Here is a 15581-nt window from a genome sequence, read left to right on the forward strand (position 1 = left end):
TTGCGCAACCGCGTCGTCCCCGCCATCCTCATCGCCCTGCTCATGGTCGTCCATGCGCAGCTGTGGTTTGGCCGGGGCAGCGTGGGCAATGTCGCGAAGATGCAAAGCAAGCTCGACGCGCAGAAGGCCGCCAATGCGCAGGCGCAGCACGTCAACGAGCAGCTGGCCTCGGAAGTCAGCGACCTGAAAGAGGGCCTGGAGACGGTAGAAGAAAAGGCCCGCTTCGAGCTGGGGATGGTCAGGCCCAACGAGATACTGGTGAATGTCTCGAAGTAACGCGGTGAGCGGTAGGCTGCACGCCCAGCCGCTGATGCGTAGCTGATTCATGCTGGACCTCCTCTTCGCACAAGCCTTCACACTCTGGGGCGCGCCCACCACGTGGCTTGAGGTCATTGCAGTGGTGCTTGCGCTGGCCATGGTCGGCTGCAACATCCGAGAAATCCATTGGGGCTGGCCGCTGGCAGCAGCAAGTTCGGCGCTGTACTTCCTGCTGTTCTGGCGCAGCAAGCTCTATGGCGATGCGGGCCTGCAAGTGTTCTTCGCACTCGTGGCGCTGTGGGGCTGGTACCAGTGGCTGCGCGGCGTGCAGCCTGACGGCTCGGCGCTGAAGGTCACGCGCCTGCCCCGGCGCAGCGTGGCGCTGGCGATTGTGACGTGCGTTGTGCTCTGGCCTCTTACGGCCTTCTTCCTCATGAAGTTCACCGACACCGACGTGCCGTGGTGGGATGGCTTCCCGACAGCGGTGAGCCTCGTCGGGCAGTACTTGCTGGGCCGCAAGTACATCGAGAACTGGCTCGTGTGGATCGTCGTCAACGTCGTGAGCGTCGGGCTCTTTGCCTACAAGGGTCTCTGGCTCACCGTCGGGCTCTATGGGGTGTTCATCGCGCTCAGCGTGGTGGGCTGGCGTGAGTGGAGCAAGCGCGCATGAAAATCGCCCTGCTCGGCGCGGAGAGCACCGGCAAGACGCAACTCACGCAAGAGCTGGCAGCCCACCTGCGCGCGCAGGGCAAGTCGGTTGTCGTCGTGCCCGAAGTGCTGCGCTCGTGGTGCGAGCAAGCGGGCCGCACACCGCGCCCCGAAGAGCAGATGCCAATTGCGCAGGAGCAAGAACGGCTCGTTGACATTTCCGCCACGCAGGCGCAGGTCGTGATCACCGACACCACCGCCATCATGGTCGCCATCTACAGCGCCATGCTGTTTGGTGATGGCAGCCTCTACCAATTCGCGCTCGCGCGCCAACGCACATACGACATCACGCTGGTCACGGGCCTGGACCTGCCATGGGTGGCCGACGGCCTGCAGCGCGACGGCCCGCATGTGCGCGAACCGGTGGATGCGCTGTTGCGCGCGGCGCTTGCTAAAGCTGGCGTTGTGTACCGGGTGATCTACGGCAACGGTGCGCAACGCACAGCGAATGCGCTGTCAGCCATCGATTCAATGTCTGCAACATTGCCTGCAGGCGCCCGGCAAAGACGGTGGACCTGGCTCTGCGACAAGTGCAGCGATCCGGAGTGCGAGCACAGGCTCTTTCGAGCGAAGCTTTCCTCACGCTGACGTTTCGTATAGGGGTGGCAAACCTCAATACGGAGGTATGACGCCGCCCGCTTTACTGGCACTTAACCTTCGGCTTACTTTGAGCAACTTGAGTTGCCCGAGTTCGAAGGAACCTGATGCCGCAACATGCCTCGCCTCCACGCGCGCCCCTTGAGCCGCGTACGAAAGCGACCAACCGCCCGGTTGGCCGGCTCTCGGGCGCTGTGCGTCGTGTGGCAGCTGTCCTGTCCGTGGTGACCATCACGATCACAAGCGGCTTTGGGCAGAGGAATTCCAGGACGCGCGGCTGGAGCGGCCTCACTTCAGGCGGTACAGAACCCCTGAACGCACTGCTTAACCCCATCGCTAACGAATCGCTGCGCGACCGCCTGAGCCGCCGCGCCGGCGCCCAGCCGCTGGAGTTCCTGTTGTGCTGCTGGAACTTTCAGGGTGCGGCCAATTCCCTCCAACGCTTTGCCCAGTTGCGCTACATCATCGACAGGTTTGTACGTGACTACGCGGACAGGCCCATCAAGCTGTCGGAAGACATCCGCCGCAACCTGCTGGCCGAGTGGGCCAGGTGGTCGAAGGAAGAGCGTATTCCCACCACAGTCCGCCTTCTCGCGCTGGAGGCAGCTGCGAATGAAATCAACAGGCAGGTCGCGGACGACCCGCTCACGCCATTCCTGTTGAACCAGCGGCGCTGAGCCTGTTGGCCCGGCGTTGCCAAAGCGCCTTCGCTATTGCACCTTGGATGTCGACGGCGGCTGATCGCCCGCCGAGGTGAATATCTGCGCGGCATCGACTGCATCGAACCGGTATTGCTGGCCGCAGAAGTCGCAACCCACGTCGATCTCGCCGCGCTCGGCCAGGATGCTTTCTGCCTCCTCGATGCCCAGCCCGCGGATCATGCTGGACACACGGGCACGACTGCACGTGCATGCAAACACGGGCGCCTTCGGTTCGAAGCGCAGCACACGCTCCTCCCAGAACAGGCGCTGCAAGATCGTATCGACGTCCAGCTCCAGCAACTCCTGCCGCGTCAGGCTGCGCGCCAGGATAGAGATGCGGTTGTAGTCTTCGTTGCGGCCGATCTCGTCCTCGTTCTCGCGGCTGACGAGGCTGCCCGCCAGATTGCCCTCGCCCGCCATCGGCAGCCGCTGTATCAACAGGCCCGCTGCCACCTTCGAATCGGCTGCGAGGATGAGCGTGGTGTCCAGCTGCTCTGACTGCAGCATGTAGTGCTCCAGCACGTCAGAGAGCTTGTCGAGCTTTTCGTTGTGGTCACCATGCAGCGGCACCACGCCCTGGTACGGCTGCTGGCCGGGAAACTTGTCCTTCGGGTCCAGCGTGATCGCGCAGCGGCCCTTGTTCGCCACATTCACGAGATCCGGCAAGCGGGCGTTGACGCCCACATCGCCGACGACTTTCGCGGTCACACGCAGCGACAAGTCATGCTGCACTTCGGCAACCGCCACCTTCACCGGACCATCGCCGAAGATCTGCAACACGAGCGCGCCGTTGAACTTGATGTTCGACTGCATGAGCACACCGGCCGCGGCCATCTCGCCCAGCAACTCGGCCACAGGTGGCGGCCATGCGCCGGTCTGGGTGTTCGCCAGGCGCCGCGCAAGAATCTCGGTCCATGCGTCGGTCAGTTTCACGATGCACCCGCGCACCGGCAGGCCATCAAAAAGGAATTTGTGGAGTTCAGACATCAGGCGATCTTCCGCAAGCCCTTGCGGTAACGCTGCGCGTTTTCCACGTAGTGTTCGGCCAGGTGGGACAACAGCCGGACCTGCTCTTCGCTAAGCGCGCGCACGGCCCTTGCCGGGCTGCCGACGATCAGCGAGTTGTCGGGGAACTCCTTGCCTTCGGTCACGACGCTGCCCGCCCCGACGATGCAGTTCTTGCCGATCTTTGCGTTGTTCAGCACCACAGCCTGGATGCCAATCAACGATCCATCGCCGATGGTGCAGCCGTGCAGCATCACCTGGTGGCCCACCGTGACGTTGTCGCCCAGCGTGAGCGGCACGCCAATGTCGGCATGCAGCATCGACTGGTCCTGGATGTTCGTGCCGCGGCCGATCTTGATGACCTCGGTATCACCGCGAATGACGGTGCCGAACCACACGCTGGCGTTTTCACCCAGCACCACGTTACCGATCACCTCGGCGCTGTCGGCCACCCATGCACCTTCGCCAAGTTGCGGCGAGATGCCGTCGAGTTCATAGAGAGCCATGTATTTCTTTCATCGCAGACCTGAAATTGTAGGCAGCGGGTGGAGCCTGCGGGTGCACTCCTAGAATCAGGGCCATGCGAACACAGGGCCATTCGCCAATCGCATCACTTCGATCAAGACGGCGCACATCAAAGAAAGCCCAAGCATGAGCGATCCCGCAGCCTATATCCCGCCCGCCGTCTGGACCTGGTCCAAAGCCAACGGCGGCAAGTTCGCAGACATCAACCGTCCGGTCGCCGGCCCCACGCATGACAAGGAACTGCCGGTCGGCCGCCATCCGCTGCAGCTGTATTCGCTGGGCACGCCCAACGGCGTGAAGGTCACCGTGATGCTGGAAGAGCTGCTGGCGCTGGGGCACGAAGGCGCGCAATACGACGCATGGCTGATCCGGATCGGCGAAGGGGCCCAGTTCAGCAGCGGCTTCGTGGCCGCCAACCCCAACTCGAAGATTCCGGCGCTGGTGGACCGCAGCGGGCCGCAGCCTGTTCGCGTGTTCGAGTCCGGCGCCATCCTGCTGCACCTGGCCGAGAAGTTCGGCGCCTTCCTGCCGCAGGGCGGCGCGGCACGGGCCGAATGCCTGTCCTGGTTGTTCTGGCAGATGGGCAGCGCGCCCTTCCTGGGCGGCGGCTTCGGCCACTTCTATGCCTATGCGCCGTCGAAAATCGAGTACGCGATCGATCGCTATGCCATGGAAGTCAAGCGCCAGCTCGATGTGCTCGACCGGCATCTGGCCAACGCGCACTACATGGCGGGCGACGAGTACACCATTGCCGACATGGCGATCTGGCCCTGGTACGGCACGCTGGTCAAAGGGCAACTCTATGGCGCTGGCGAATTTCTGCAGGTGCAGGACTACCGCCATGTGCTGCGATGGACCGACGAGATCGCGCAGCGGCCGGCCGCCAGGCGCGGCCGCATGGTCAACCGCACCTGGGGCGATGCTGCCAGCCAGTTGCACGAACGGCATGACGCCAGCGATTTCGATGCCCGCACGCAGGACAAGCTGGCACCTGGAGCTTGAGCGCTGCCGATCCGGACACAGGAGCACTCGCCGATGATCACCTTGTACGACTGCGCGACCGCGCCCAGCCCGCGCCGCGCGCGCATCCTGCTCGCCGAAAAGGGCGTGGCGCACGAGACAGTGCAAGTCGACCTGCGCAGTGGCGCGCAACTGGCCGAGGCCTTCCGCCGCATCAATCCGCAATGCACGGTGCCTGCGCTGCAGACCGAAGAGGGCGTGGTGCTGACCGACAACGCGGCGATCGCCGCCTACGTCGAGGCACGGTGGCCCGAGCCTGCATTGCTGGGCACGTCCCCTCTTGAGAAGGCGCAGATCGCGAGCTGGAACTGGCGCGTCGAATTCGAGGGGCTTTTGGCCATTGCCGAAGCCTTGCGCAATGCGTCCCCGGGAATGATCAACCGGGCGCTCCCCGGCCCGCGCAACTATCCGCAGATTCCCGAACTCGCGCAGCGCGGCCTCGTGCGCGTGCAGGACTTTTTCGAAATGCTCAACGAGCGGCTTGCAGAGCGTGACTTCATCGCCACCGACAGCTTCAGCATTGCCGATATCACTGCTGTCGTCGCGGTGGACTTCGCCCGTGTGGTGAAGATCAAGCCGGGCGAACAGCACCCCCACCTGCAGCGCTGGCGTGCCGCCATGGCCGGGCGGCCGTCCATGTCCTTGTAGCGGCCTTCAGTTGCCGGCGCCGGCCCGCACCGGCATCTTCTTTCCAACGAACACAGTCGCAATCACAGCGACGCCGAAGGCGATCGTCGCGGCATCGATGCGCTCGCCCAGCAGCGGAACGGCGAACAGCATCGAGAGAAATGGCTGCACCAGCTGGACCTGGCTCACGCGCACGGTGCCGCCCAAGGCCAGCCCCCGGTACCAGGCGAAAAATCCCAACCACATCGAGAACACCGCAACATAAGCGAAAGCGCCCCAGGCTGCCGGCGAAATGCCGCCAGTCGGCCACGTCATCCAGGCGCCAGGCAAGGTCAACGGAAATGCCACCACAAGGGCCCAGCAGATGACATGGTCCGCGCGCATGCGCTGCGAGAGCTGGCCGCCATAGCCATAACCGACGGCGGCGCACCCCATCGCGGCCAGCAGCAGCAGATCTGCAGGTGCCAGCAACACATCACCGCTGCCGTTGTGAAGCAACGCGAAAGCGATGACCAGTGCGCTACCCGCTGCCGCGCACGCCCAGAAGCCGCCAGACGGCCGCTGGCCGTGAAGCCACGCGCCAACTGCTGCGGTGGCGAGCGGCAGCACGCCCACGATCACGCTGGCATGCACGGCCTCGACGTGACGCATGGCGATCGACGTCAGCAACGGAAAGCCGAATACGACGCCGGCCGACGTCAGCGCGAGCGGCAGCCAGTCGCGACGAAGGGGCCAGGGCGCGCGGGTAGCAGCCAGGAAAGCCATCGACAAGACGGCCGCAACCGCCGCACGCCCCAACGCGAGGAAGGCTCCCGACATCTGCGGGCCCCCGGGTGTGCCAACCGCGATGCGAGTCATGGGGAGCGTCATCGCGAAGATGGTCACGCCAAGCAGGCCCAACCAGAGCCCGCGGGTGTCGGGCGCATGCGTCGGTGCGCTGGCCTTTACATTCATGCCGCTGACTCTACGCGGCGAGGGCGTTGCCAGGCAGTACAGTGGACGGGCCGATCACCGCCCGTGTATTGGCTGCTTTGCCAATACAGCAGACTCGGAGAATTTCCTCCACTGGTTGCGCGGCGTCGACAACGACGCATGCCAGTTTTTTGACATCCGGTTTTTTTCTGCGCCCTTCTGAAATGACATCACTGCGATCTGCCGCGTTAGTGCCGCTACTTGAACCCGACGCCATCAAGAAGGCCCGGCTGGTTCTTGAAATGTCGCCAGACCTCCCGCCAGACACCGGCACCGTTTTCGAAGTTCCACCGGGTATCCCTGGCCGGCCATCAACGCCCCGACTCGTTCCCCACACGCAAATCAAACAGCGCCCGCTTTCAACGATTCAGGGGCGTGCTGGCCTGATCCATTCGATCACCCACATCGAACTCAACGCCATCGACCTGGCCCTTGATGTGATCTGGCGCTTCGCAGGAATGCCGCCGCAGTTCTACCTGGACTGGATGCAGGTCGCCAAAGAAGAGGCGCTGCATTTCACGCTGCTGCGCAATCACCTCGTCACGCTGGGTTTCGACTACGGCTCGTTCGACGCACACGATGCGCTGTGGCAAATGGCCGAGAAGACAAAGGACAACATCCTCGCGCGCATCGCTCTGGTTCCGCGCACGCTGGAGGCACGCGGGCTCGATGCATCGCCCGCCGTCAAGAAGAAACTCGTGAGCGCCGGTGACATGAAGGCAGGTGAAATTCTCGATGTGATCCTGCGCGATGAGATCGGCCATGTGGCAGTAGGCAATCGCTGGTACCGGCACTTGTGCGAGCAGCGAGGGCTCGATCCGATTTCAACGTACGCACAACTTTGCGAACGGTATCAAGCACCGCACTTGCGCGGGCCTTTCAACCTTGAAGCGCGTCGCGCGGCAGGTTTCGATGAAGCGGAACTGGCCGCGTTGCAGGTCTGAGGGCTGGCCACCCTTCAACCAAGCTCGGCCTGGAAAATCACCCGCGCGGGTGGTGATGCGCGTGCAACTGCTTGAGCCGCTCGCGCGCGACGTGCGTATAAATCGTCGTCGTCGAAATGTCCGCGTGGCCGAGCAGCATCTGCACCGCGCGCAAATCGGCACCGTGATTGAGCAGATGCGTCGCAAAGGCGTGCCGCAGCGTATGCGGCGACAGCGGCGAGTGGATGTCCGCCGCCAGCGCGTTCTTCTTCACGATCATCCAGAACATCACGCGGCTCATGCCCTGGCCGCGTGAGGTCACGAACAAGTCGTCGCTCTGCTGGCCGTTGAGGATCAGGGCGCGTGCGTCCTTCAGGTAGCGGTCAATCCAGTCAGCCGCGACCTGCCCGAACGGCACCAGCCTTTCCTTGCTGCCCTTGCCCAGCACCCGCAGCACACCTTCGGAGCGGCTCACGTTGAACGTCTTCAAGCCGACCAGCTCGCTCACGCGAAGACCGCTCGCGTAGATCAGCTCCAGCATCGTGCGGTCGCGCAGGCCCAGCGGCGTGTCGATGTCCGGCGCGGCGAGCAAAGCCTCCACCTGCGCCTCGCTCAGCGTCTTGGGCACGCGCAGCGGCTGCTTGGCCGACTCCAGGCGCAGCGTAGGGTCTGCGCTGACCAGCCGCTCGCGCAGCGCCCAGCGGAAGTAGCGCTTGAACACCGTGAGGCGGCGGTTCGCCGTGGTCGCACGGCTTTGCGAGTGACGCGCAGCGAAGTAGGCGTTGAGGTCAGCTTCGGTCGTGGTGTCAAGCGCGCGCCCCTGCCCGGCGAGCCACTGCGCATACAGCGTCAGGTCACGCCGGTACGCGGCCAGCGTGTTGCGCGACAAGCCCTCCTCCAGCCAGAGGCCGTCGATGAATGTGTCGATGCCTGCCGCAGGCGCTGCTTGGCTCAATCCAGCTTCAGCTTCGCGCTGTCGACGACCTTTTTGTAGACCTCATACTCGGCCTTGATCTGCTCGGCGAACTGCTGCGGCGTGTTGCCGATGATGATCGAGCCGGTGTCCTCGATGCGCTTGCGCACAGCGGGGTCCTGCAGGGCCTTGACCACGCCATCGTGGATCTTGGCGACGATATCTGCCGGCATGCCCTTCGGGCCGTAGATGCCGTAGAAGGCCATGCGGTTCACGGGCTCAAGGCCGATTTCCTTGAAGGTCGGCACGTTCGGCAAGCTTGCCACGCGCGTGGGCGCCGCAACGACGATGGGCACCAGCCGGTTCTCCTTGATGAAAGGCAAGGCCGATGGCAGGTTGTCGAAGATCATCGGCACCTGGCCAGCCACGGTGTCGTTGAGCGCAGGGCCCGCGCCGCGATACGGGATGTGCGTGATGAACGTGCCCGAGAGGTTCTTGTACAGCTCCATCTGCAGGTGGCCGATACCGCCCGTGCCCGACGATGAATACGAATAGCGCCCCGGCGCCTTCTTCACCTCGGCAACAAACGTCTTGTAATCCTTGGCCGGGAACGTGGGGTGCACGGCGATCACGTTGGGTGTGGCCGCAATGTTCGTGATGGGCGTGAAGTCGGTCAGCGAGTTGTACGGAATCTTCGGGTTGATGGCCGGATTGGCGGCAACGGTCGACACTGTCGCCATGCCCAGCGAGTAGCCATCAGGAGCTGCGCGCGATGTATCGAGCGCGCCAACCACGCCGCCGCCGCCCGCCTTGTTTTCAACCACGACCGACTGGCCGAGCGCCTTGCCCAGCGGCTCGGCAATAACGCGCGCGATGATGTCGGTGGTGCCGCCGGGTGCAAAAGGCACGACCAGCTTGATGACCTTGTTGGGATAACCCTGGGCGAGCACCGGGCCCGCAGCAATCAGCAGCGCGGCAGACAGGACCAATCTGGATTTCATCGAAACACTCCTTGAATTGAACACGCACGGGCGCGACCCCGCGAATGCTACAGGCGAGCTTGAAAACCGCGCGTGTGGATTACCCATAGGGGCAATCCCGTAGGGCTCGCTTATCCTCACCCGGGTGAACTTTGCCCAGCTCCTGTTTCCCGACTTTTCCCTGATCCTCTGTGGCTACCTGATCTGCCGCTACACCCCACTCGGCCGCGCCGTCTGGGACCAGGTCGAAAGCCTTGTCTACTACTTTCTCTTCCCGGTCCTGCTCTTTCACTCCATCGTCAAGAGCCCGCTGGACCTGGGCGCGACGTCGAGCCTGATTGCGGCGGGCCTGCTGATGGGGGTGAGCGGCATTGCGATGGCTTACGCGTTGCCGCACCTGCCCTGGCTTGGCCGGCACATCGATGCGCGCGAACACGCCGGCGCCGCGCAGGTGGCTTTCCGGTTCAACTCCTTCGTGGCATTGGCCATTGCAGAGAAGCTCGCGGGCGCACAAGGGCTGCTGCTCATCGCCGTGCTGATCGGCTTTTGCGTGCCGCTCTTCAATGTGGCCGCCGTGTGGCCGATGGCACGGCACGGCGAGGCGCACCTGGGCCGGGCGTTGCTGCGCAACCCGCTGATCATTGCGACTGTCTCGGGCCTGGTGGCCAACCTGCTTGGCCTGAAGGTGCCGGGCTGGCTCGACCCGACGCTCTCGCGCATCGGCGCAGCGTCGCTCGCATTGGGGCTCATGTCCGCTGGCGCCGGCATGCAGTTCGGCACCCTCGGCCAGGCCAAGGCACTGGCGGTGAGCGTGCTGGCCATTCGCCACTTGCTGCTGCCACTTGTCGCATTCGGCCTGGCGCGCCTGCTGCGCCTCGACCCGGCGCAAACAGCCGTACTGCTTGCCTTCTCCGCATTGCCGACCGCGTCGAGCTGCTATGTGCTGGCCTCGCGAATGGGCTACAACGGCGCTTATGTGGCGGGGCTCGTCACACTCTCGACGCTGCTCGGCGTCGCCAGCCTGAGCTTTGCGCTCGTCGCCCTGCGATAGACACTTGCCGTTTGCGTGAAATGTGCACGCTTTTTTCCAGCGCAAGTGTGAAATTTATGTCATCGTGACTGCATGAGCGAGTTCGAACTTGCGATATGGAGCGCTGCCAGCGGAGCCATTTCACTGGTGGTACTCGTCTGCGCGGCTGACCTTCTCATGACGCGAAGCGTCGCCGCCGCACAAGGCACGGCCTACAACATCGTCGCACTCCTGTTCGTGCTCCTGCTCAGCGGCGTGCCCCGCGCGCTGGTGCCGGAGCTGAACCCTTCAGCGCTGCACACCGCGCAAGTGCTGGTCGGCCCGCTCTGCTCCTTTCTTGGCAACTACTGGATTCGCGGCTGGCTCGGCGCGCGCCAGCGCGACCGGTTCATGGACAGGGCGCTCCTGGGCAGCGGCGTCGCCGCCATCGTGCTGGGCATGGCGACGTTGGCATTGCCGCACTCGCAGCAGCTGCCCGCCGCAGCCATCATCGTGATGGTCAATGTTGGCCTGTCGATCTGGATGTGCGTTCGCGCACGCATGCACGGTGACGCGCTCGCCCTGGGCATCGCGATCGGCAGCATGCTGATGCTGGTAGGCGTCGGCGGCCTTTATGGCATTGCGCTCGGCGTGCCGGGCATCGGCACCGGCTTGCAGGCGATGTTCGCTTCGGTCTGCGTGCTGTGCCTGGCCACGATTGGCGCCATGCTCTGGAAGCGCAATGAGCGCGCACGCCGCATGCACGGCTTCGAGCCGGAACACTCGCAGTTCGACCCCGTGACCAAGCTGCGTTCGGGCGCGCCGTTTGTGCGGCAGCTGATCAAGGCCCAGGAGCGCAGGCGGCGCACGCGGCGCGATGGCGCGGTGATTGCCGTGCTGGTCTTCCAGCCCGAGCGCATCGTGTCGCAGGCCGGCACCGGCGCGTTGAACGAGGTGTACCTGCAAGTCGCGCACCGCTTGCAAAGGCAGCTGGGCGCAGTCAATCCCGTCGGGCGCTACTGGGAGCGCTGCTTCATCGCGCTGTCCGAGTCCATTCACTCGCCCGCCGCATTGCGCACGATGGGCCTGCGCGTGGCCAGCGCCATGCGCAAGCCGATGCACGTGAAGTCTGCCGACGGCACGATGGTCCAGGTGCGCGTGGACATCGGCGTCGGTGTGGTGCACATGGGCGCGCGCGAAGACAGTGAAGTTGAAGACCTTTTGCACGAAGCCGAGCATCTGGCCGAAGCCGCACGCGCGATGGCGTCGCGCGCTGCGATGCGCGACCCGCTGACAGGCGAGACGGTGCCCGTTGAAAAGGCACAGTTCGGCCACCGCCGGCGTATCCGGGCCGGCGCCGCAATCGCACCGGTCACCCCAGGGGTGCGCGCCCGGGCCTGACGGGCCTGCTGTCTCTTCGTTGGCGCAACGCCGCTATTGCGCCAGCGCCCACGACACGTGTTCACGCACCAGCGCGCTGGCATCGCTGGCCCGCAACTGCAATGCAGCGCGCACATCGGGCGAATCGCGGTCGCGCAACGCGTTGCCCATCGCCACCGCCACATTGCGCAGCCAGCGTTCATGACCGATGCGCCTGATCGGGCTGCCTTCGGTGCGTTGCAGGAATTCGCCTTCAGACCACGCGAACAAATCGGTGAGCTGCCGGCCTGTCAGCCCAGCGCGTTCATCGAAGTCCGGCAGGGCACTGCGTTGTGCAAACTTGTTCCACGGGCAAACGAGCTGGCAGTCATCGCAGCCGTAAATGCGGTTGCCCATCAACGCGCGCAAGTCCTCGGGGATAGCGCCGTGATGCTCGATCGTCAGGTACGAGATGCAGCGCCGCGCGTCGAGCTTGCCGGGGCCAAGAATCGCCTGCGTGGGGCAGACGTCGATGCACGCCTGGCAGCTGCCGCAGTGATCGGTGACAGGCTCTGTTTCGGGCAACGCGAAGTCGACGTAGATCTCGCCCAGAAAGAACATCGACCCCGCGTCGCGCGACAGCACCAGCGTGTGCTTGCCGCGCCAGCCCTGGCCGCTGCGAGCAGCCAGTTCGGCTTCAAGGACAGGCGCGGAATCGGTGAAGACGCGATGGCCGAACGCACCGATGCGCTGCGCGATGCGCTCGCTCAGGGCCTGCAGCCGCGCACGCAGCACCTTGTGATAGTCGCGGCCTCGCGCATACACCGACACAATGGCCTCATGCGGGCGCTGCAGGCGCGCGAACTCGACAGCCTGCCAGTCGCCAGGCGTGTCGCGCGGCAGGTAATCCATCCGCACGGTGATCACGCTCACGGTTCCCGGAACAAGCTCAGCGGGGCGCGCACGCTTCAAGCCGTGGGCCTGCATGTAGGCCATGTCGCCATGGAAGCCATTGGCCAGCCATGCCAGCAAACCGGGCTCGGCCGAAGAAAGATCGACGCCTGCCACGCCGATTTGGGAAAATCCGAGTTCGCGCGCCCACTCCTGGATCTGCGCGACCCATTGAGGACCTGTTGCCTGACCACCGTTGAACATCACCCGCCGATTGTAGGAAGCGCCGTCTGGCACACCGAAGACGACACACGGGCCTTCGCTGCAAAGCTCGCCGCGCATCCGGCCATCGCCGACGCATTCATCGAGCTGCATGGCGACCTGGGCGCCGGCAAGACCACCTTCGTGCGGCACCTGCTGCACGCGCTGGGCGTGCAGGGCCGCGTCAAGAGCCCCACCTATGCCGTGGTCGAACCGTATGAGCTGCCTTCGATGCGGGTCTGGCACTTCGACTTCTACCGGTTCAATGACCCGCAGGAATGGGAAGACGCGGGCTTTCGCGACCTGTTCGCGGGCGCCGGCCTGAAGATCGCCGAATGGCCCGAGAAAGCGCAGGGCCTGCTGCCGCTCGCCGATCTCGTCATGCAGATCGAGCCGGACGCGCAGGAGACGCGCCACGTCACCTTGCGCGCACAAACAGCGCGCGGCCAGGAGCTGCTCGCATGAAGCGGCGTGACGTGCTGCAAGGCGGCAGCCTCGCGCTGCTACTGGGTGCCGCCCACATTGCACACGGCGCGAACATCGTGGCCGTGCGGGTGTGGCCCGCGCCCGAATATTCGCGCGTGACGATCGAGTCCGACACCAAGCTGTCGAGCAAGCAGGTCGTCATGACCAATCCGCCGCGCCTGGGTGTGGACATCGAAGGCCTGGAGCTCAATGGACACCTGCGCGAACTCGTCGGCAAGGTGCGCGCGGACGACCCCTTCATCGCTGGCATACGCGCCACGCAGCAGGCGCCGGGCGTCGTGCGGCTGCTGGTGGAGTTGAAGCAGCCTGCCGTGCCACAGGTGTTCGCGCTGTCGCCCGTGGCCGCGTACCAGCACCGGCTCGTGTTCGACTTCTATCCCGTCAAGGAAGTCGATCCACTGGAAGCACTGATCGCCGAGCGGTTGAAGGAAAAGCCGGTTGCGCCAGCCCGGCCGGTGCCGCCTTCGCCACCGGCGGCTTCCGCTCCCTCAGCTCCCGCAGCGCCTGCCGCGCCGCCCGGCGATCCGTTGGGCGAGTTGATTGCCCAGCGCCTCGACAGGACGCCGCAAGCCGGCGTGGTCCCCAGTGCGCAGGCCGCGCCCGCACCAACGCCGCCGTCCGCCTCGGCGCCGCCCTCACCTGCAGCGCCCCTGCCCAGCAAAACCGACCGCCTGATCATCGTCGCGCTGGACGCGGGCCACGGCGGCGAAGACCCCGGTGCGATCGGCCCGGCGGGCACGCGCGAGAAAGATGTCGTGCTGCAGATTGCGCATCGCCTTCGCGAACGCATCAATGCGTCGTCCGTCAACGGCAACCCGATGCGCGCCTTCCTCACGCGCGACGCCGATTTCTTCGTGCCGCTGCAGGTGCGCGTGGAAAAGGCGCGGCGCGTTCAGGCCGACTTGTTCGTGAGCCTGCATGCCGACGCGTTCCTCACGCCCACAGCCCGCGGTGCAAGCGTGTTTGCCTTGAGCCAGGGCGGCGCGTCGAGCACCGCCGCGCGCTGGATGGCCGACAAGGAAAACCGCGCCGACCTGATTGGCGGCGTGAACGTCAAAACGAAAGACCGCCACGTCTCGCTCGCCATGCTCGACATGAGCACCACCGCCCAGATCAACGACAGCCTCAAGCTCGGCAGCGCGCTGCTCGGCGAGATCGTGCGCGTGGGCAAGTTGCACAAAGGCAGTGTCGAGCAGGCCAGCTTTGCCGTGCTGAAGGCGCCAGACATTCCCAGCGTGCTCGTCGAAACCGCATTCATCAGCAACCCGGAAGAAGAGCAGCGCCTGCGCAGCGACGACTACCAGGAGAAGCTGGCCGACGCGATCATGCGCGGCATCGAGCGCTACTTCGCGAAGAACCCGCCGCTTGCACGCAGCCGGGTGGTGTAGGGGCCGATCAACCCCTGTACTGGGGCGCCGCTGAGCTTGTCGCGCCCGCTGCCGACTCGCCGCGCGCCCCTTCTCCTACACCTGCGCCTCTTCAACGCTCCCTAGAGTTGCACCACAGGTTCATCGAAGCGTACGCACTTGCGAACGCGCCTGCAGTTCAACACAAGAGAGGTACATCATGAAAACCAGACTGATTGCTACGGCTGCACTCGCCGCTTCGCTGCTGGGCCTGACCGCTTGCGGCACCATGGATCGCCAGACTGCCGGTACGGTGGGCGGCGCCGTCGTGGGTGGTGTCGTGGGCGACGCCGTGATCGGCGGGCCTGTCGGTGTGATCGGCGGCGCTGCTGCCGGTGCGTACATCGGCAACCAGGCCACCAAGCGCTAAGCGCCCGGCAAGCTCAGATCGGATAGATCAGCGAGTTGAGCACCATCTCGCTGTCGTAAATGCAACGCCGGCTGGCCAGCTTCAGGCCCGCCGGCGTTTGCACGAATTCATCGAGATAGCGGCCCACGTTGTACACCTGCGTGGCGTCACCGGGCCGCGTGCGGAACACCGCGTAGTGAGCCTGGGCCCGGATGCGATCGCCCTCGTGCGAGAGCAGCTGTGGCGCGAGAAGCTGCGCAGGGCCAATCACATGCCGCGTGTAATACGGCGCGTGGTAGATCGTCTGCGTGATGCCGTACACGCGATCCTTCATCATCGCCTTGCTCTCCAGTGCCATCAGCGACAACGGCAGGCCGCGGTCGAAGTTCTCGCGGGCCTGCACCTGGTAGAGCGCGTCTTGGGTGAAGAACTCGGGCCAGTCGTCGAAGCGGCGCTCGTCAAGCGCAGCTGCATAGGCGGCATTGAGCGCATCGACCTGCAGGCGCAGCATCAACGCCTGTGTCGATGATGCGGCACTTTGCCGCGCAGGCGCCGGCGATGCCGGGCGGCCAGCATCAAACGCTTCGTCTG

The 15581-nt window shown here is 64.9% G+C and carries 19 protein-coding genes; 12 read left to right on the plus strand and 7 right to left on the minus strand.

Translation table 11 applies throughout. The features are described 5' to 3' along the window. From GHT07_RS16890 to GHT07_RS16905, 4 genes are all read left to right on the plus strand, one after another. Positions 1 to 276 (plus strand): FtsB family cell division protein, encoded by a 276-nt coding sequence (locus GHT07_RS16890; RefSeq protein ID WP_153586273.1) that lies wholly within the window; start codon positions 1 to 3, stop codon positions 274 to 276. Positions 277 to 325: 49 nt separating this feature from the next. Then, positions 326 to 928 (plus strand): nicotinamide riboside transporter PnuC, encoded by a 603-nt coding sequence (pnuC, locus tag GHT07_RS16895; RefSeq protein ID WP_153586274.1) that lies wholly within the window; start codon positions 326 to 328, stop codon positions 926 to 928. Further along, complete coding sequence (locus GHT07_RS16900) at positions 925 to 1554, plus strand: AAA family ATPase (protein WP_153586275.1); 630 nt, start codon at positions 925 to 927, stop codon at positions 1552 to 1554. Before pnuC ends, GHT07_RS16900 begins: the two co-directional genes overlap by 4 nt. Positions 1555 to 1670: 116 nt before the next feature. Then, entirely contained in the window at positions 1671 to 2240 is a 570-nt protein-coding gene (locus GHT07_RS16905; RefSeq protein ID WP_153586276.1) for a regulator of G-protein signaling domain-containing protein, read from the plus strand. Between the two features lie 33 nt (positions 2241 to 2273). Here GHT07_RS16905 and hslO read toward each other — a convergent pair whose 3' ends face one another. Together hslO and GHT07_RS16915 are read right to left on the minus strand one after the other, a co-directional pair. Continuing rightward, entirely contained in the window at positions 2274 to 3251 is a 978-nt protein-coding gene (gene hslO, locus GHT07_RS16910) for an Hsp33 family molecular chaperone HslO (protein WP_153586277.1), read from the minus strand. Further along, positions 3251 to 3775 (minus strand): gamma carbonic anhydrase family protein, encoded by a 525-nt coding sequence (locus tag GHT07_RS16915; RefSeq protein ID WP_153586278.1) that lies wholly within the window; start codon positions 3773 to 3775, stop codon positions 3251 to 3253. Before GHT07_RS16915 ends, hslO begins: the two co-directional genes overlap by 1 nt. A gap of 145 nt (positions 3776 to 3920) precedes the next feature. Between GHT07_RS16915 and yghU the strand changes: the two genes are divergently transcribed. Next, complete coding sequence (gene yghU / locus GHT07_RS16920) at positions 3921 to 4796, plus strand: glutathione-dependent disulfide-bond oxidoreductase (protein ID WP_153586279.1); 876 nt, start codon at positions 3921 to 3923, stop codon at positions 4794 to 4796. A 33-nt stretch (positions 4797 to 4829) separates the two neighbouring features. Further along, on the plus strand, positions 4830 to 5462 hold the full coding sequence (locus GHT07_RS16925) for a glutathione S-transferase family protein (RefSeq protein ID WP_153586280.1): 633 nt from the start codon (positions 4830 to 4832) through the stop codon (positions 5460 to 5462). A 6-nt stretch (positions 5463 to 5468) separates the two neighbouring features. Here the strand turns inward: GHT07_RS16925 and GHT07_RS16930 are convergent, their stop codons facing one another. Next, positions 5469 to 6395: a DMT family transporter gene (locus tag GHT07_RS16930; RefSeq protein WP_153586281.1), complete on the minus strand. Its 927-nt coding sequence runs from the start codon at positions 6393 to 6395 to the stop codon at positions 5469 to 5471. A gap of 182 nt (positions 6396 to 6577) precedes the next feature. On the opposite strand from GHT07_RS16930, the gene GHT07_RS16935 reads away from it, so the two are divergent. Continuing rightward, positions 6578 to 7357 carry a ferritin-like domain-containing protein gene (locus tag GHT07_RS16935; protein ID WP_153586282.1) on the plus strand — a complete coding sequence of 260 codons (780 nt, stop codon included), beginning with the start codon at positions 6578 to 6580 and terminating at the stop codon, positions 7355 to 7357. Between the two features lie 37 nt (positions 7358 to 7394). On the opposite strand, the gene xerD is transcribed toward GHT07_RS16935, so the two are convergent. Further along, positions 7395 to 8291, minus strand: a complete 897-nt coding sequence (gene xerD, locus GHT07_RS16940) for a site-specific tyrosine recombinase XerD (protein ID WP_153586283.1) — start codon at positions 8289 to 8291, stop codon at positions 7395 to 7397. Further along, positions 8288 to 9250, minus strand: a complete 963-nt coding sequence (locus tag GHT07_RS16945; RefSeq protein ID WP_153586284.1) for a tripartite tricarboxylate transporter substrate binding protein BugE — start codon at positions 9248 to 9250, stop codon at positions 8288 to 8290. Before GHT07_RS16945 ends, xerD begins: the two co-directional genes overlap by 4 nt. Positions 9251 to 9374: 124 nt before the next feature. Between GHT07_RS16945 and GHT07_RS16950 the strand changes: the two genes are divergently transcribed. Together GHT07_RS16950 and GHT07_RS16955 are read left to right on the plus strand one after the other, a co-directional pair. Beyond that, positions 9375 to 10280, plus strand: a complete 906-nt coding sequence (locus GHT07_RS16950; protein WP_323740978.1) for an AEC family transporter — start codon at positions 9375 to 9377, stop codon at positions 10278 to 10280. Between the two features lie 72 nt (positions 10281 to 10352). Next, positions 10353 to 11639, plus strand: a complete 1287-nt coding sequence (locus tag GHT07_RS16955) for a 7TM diverse intracellular signaling domain-containing protein (protein WP_153586285.1) — start codon at positions 10353 to 10355, stop codon at positions 11637 to 11639. A gap of 33 nt (positions 11640 to 11672) precedes the next feature. Here GHT07_RS16955 and queG read toward each other — a convergent pair whose 3' ends face one another. Continuing rightward, on the minus strand, positions 11673 to 12752 hold the full coding sequence (gene queG, locus GHT07_RS16960; protein ID WP_153586286.1) for a tRNA epoxyqueuosine(34) reductase QueG: 1080 nt from the start codon (positions 12750 to 12752) through the stop codon (positions 11673 to 11675). Here queG and tsaE point away from each other — a divergent pair. From tsaE to GHT07_RS16975, 3 genes are all read left to right on the plus strand, one after another. Further along, entirely contained in the window at positions 12735 to 13214 is a 480-nt protein-coding gene (gene tsaE / locus GHT07_RS16965; RefSeq protein ID WP_407646651.1) for a tRNA (adenosine(37)-N6)-threonylcarbamoyltransferase complex ATPase subunit type 1 TsaE, read from the plus strand. The two genes, queG and tsaE, sit on opposite strands and share 18 nt — an antisense overlap. Then, positions 13211 to 14623, plus strand: a complete 1413-nt coding sequence (locus GHT07_RS16970; protein WP_153586288.1) for an N-acetylmuramoyl-L-alanine amidase — start codon at positions 13211 to 13213, stop codon at positions 14621 to 14623. The genes tsaE and GHT07_RS16970 overlap by 4 nt, the downstream gene beginning before the upstream one ends. Before the next feature lie 178 nt (positions 14624 to 14801). After that, positions 14802 to 15011: a glycine zipper 2TM domain-containing protein gene (locus GHT07_RS16975; protein ID WP_153586289.1), complete on the plus strand. Its 210-nt coding sequence runs from the start codon at positions 14802 to 14804 to the stop codon at positions 15009 to 15011. A gap of 13 nt (positions 15012 to 15024) precedes the next feature. On the opposite strand, the gene GHT07_RS16980 is transcribed toward GHT07_RS16975, so the two are convergent. After that, positions 15025 to 15501 carry an aromatic-ring-hydroxylating dioxygenase subunit beta gene (locus GHT07_RS16980; RefSeq protein WP_153586339.1) on the minus strand — a complete coding sequence of 159 codons (477 nt, stop codon included), beginning with the start codon at positions 15499 to 15501 and terminating at the stop codon, positions 15025 to 15027. Between the last annotated feature and the right edge of the window lie 80 nt (positions 15502 to 15581).

The organism is Caenimonas koreensis DSM 17982, from assembly GCF_009646335.1.
In the GTDB taxonomy this organism is placed as follows: Bacteria; Pseudomonadota; Gammaproteobacteria; order Burkholderiales; family Burkholderiaceae_C; genus Ramlibacter; species Ramlibacter koreensis.

Bases quoted from the DNA above. Each gene is read 5' to 3' on its own strand.
- GHT07_RS16930 (WP_153586281.1), bottom strand. From the start codon at position 6,395: ATGAATGTAAAGGCCAGCGCACCGACGCATGCGCCCGACACCCGCGGG.
- GHT07_RS16975 (WP_153586289.1), top strand. From the start codon at position 14,802: ATGAAAACCAGACTGATTGCTACGGCTGCACTCGCCGCTTCGCTGCTG.
- pnuC (WP_153586274.1), top strand. From the start codon at position 326: ATGCTGGACCTCCTCTTCGCACAAGCCTTCACACTCTGGGGCGCGCCC.
- GHT07_RS16970 (WP_153586288.1), top strand. From the start codon at position 13,211: ATGAAGCGGCGTGACGTGCTGCAAGGCGGCAGCCTCGCGCTGCTACTG.
- hslO (WP_153586277.1), bottom strand. From the start codon at position 3,251: ATGTCTGAACTCCACAAATTCCTTTTTGATGGCCTGCCGGTGCGCGGG.
- queG (WP_153586286.1), bottom strand. From the start codon at position 12,752: ATGTTCAACGGTGGTCAGGCAACAGGTCCTCAATGGGTCGCGCAGATC.
- GHT07_RS16915 (WP_153586278.1), bottom strand. From the start codon at position 3,775: ATGGCTCTCTATGAACTCGACGGCATCTCGCCGCAACTTGGCGAAGGT.
- GHT07_RS16925 (WP_153586280.1), top strand. From the start codon at position 4,830: ATGATCACCTTGTACGACTGCGCGACCGCGCCCAGCCCGCGCCGCGCG.
- yghU (WP_153586279.1), top strand. From the start codon at position 3,921: ATGAGCGATCCCGCAGCCTATATCCCGCCCGCCGTCTGGACCTGGTCC.
- GHT07_RS16980 (WP_153586339.1), bottom strand. From the start codon at position 15,501: ATGCTGCGCCTGCAGGTCGATGCGCTCAATGCCGCCTATGCAGCTGCG.
- GHT07_RS16955 (WP_153586285.1), top strand. From the start codon at position 10,353: ATGAGCGAGTTCGAACTTGCGATATGGAGCGCTGCCAGCGGAGCCATT.
- GHT07_RS16935 (WP_153586282.1), top strand. From the start codon at position 6,578: ATGACATCACTGCGATCTGCCGCGTTAGTGCCGCTACTTGAACCCGAC.
- GHT07_RS16905 (WP_153586276.1), top strand. From the start codon at position 1,671: ATGCCGCAACATGCCTCGCCTCCACGCGCGCCCCTTGAGCCGCGTACG.
- GHT07_RS16900 (WP_153586275.1), top strand. From the start codon at position 925: ATGAAAATCGCCCTGCTCGGCGCGGAGAGCACCGGCAAGACGCAACTC.
- GHT07_RS16945 (WP_153586284.1), bottom strand. From the start codon at position 9,250: ATGAAATCCAGATTGGTCCTGTCTGCCGCGCTGCTGATTGCTGCGGGC.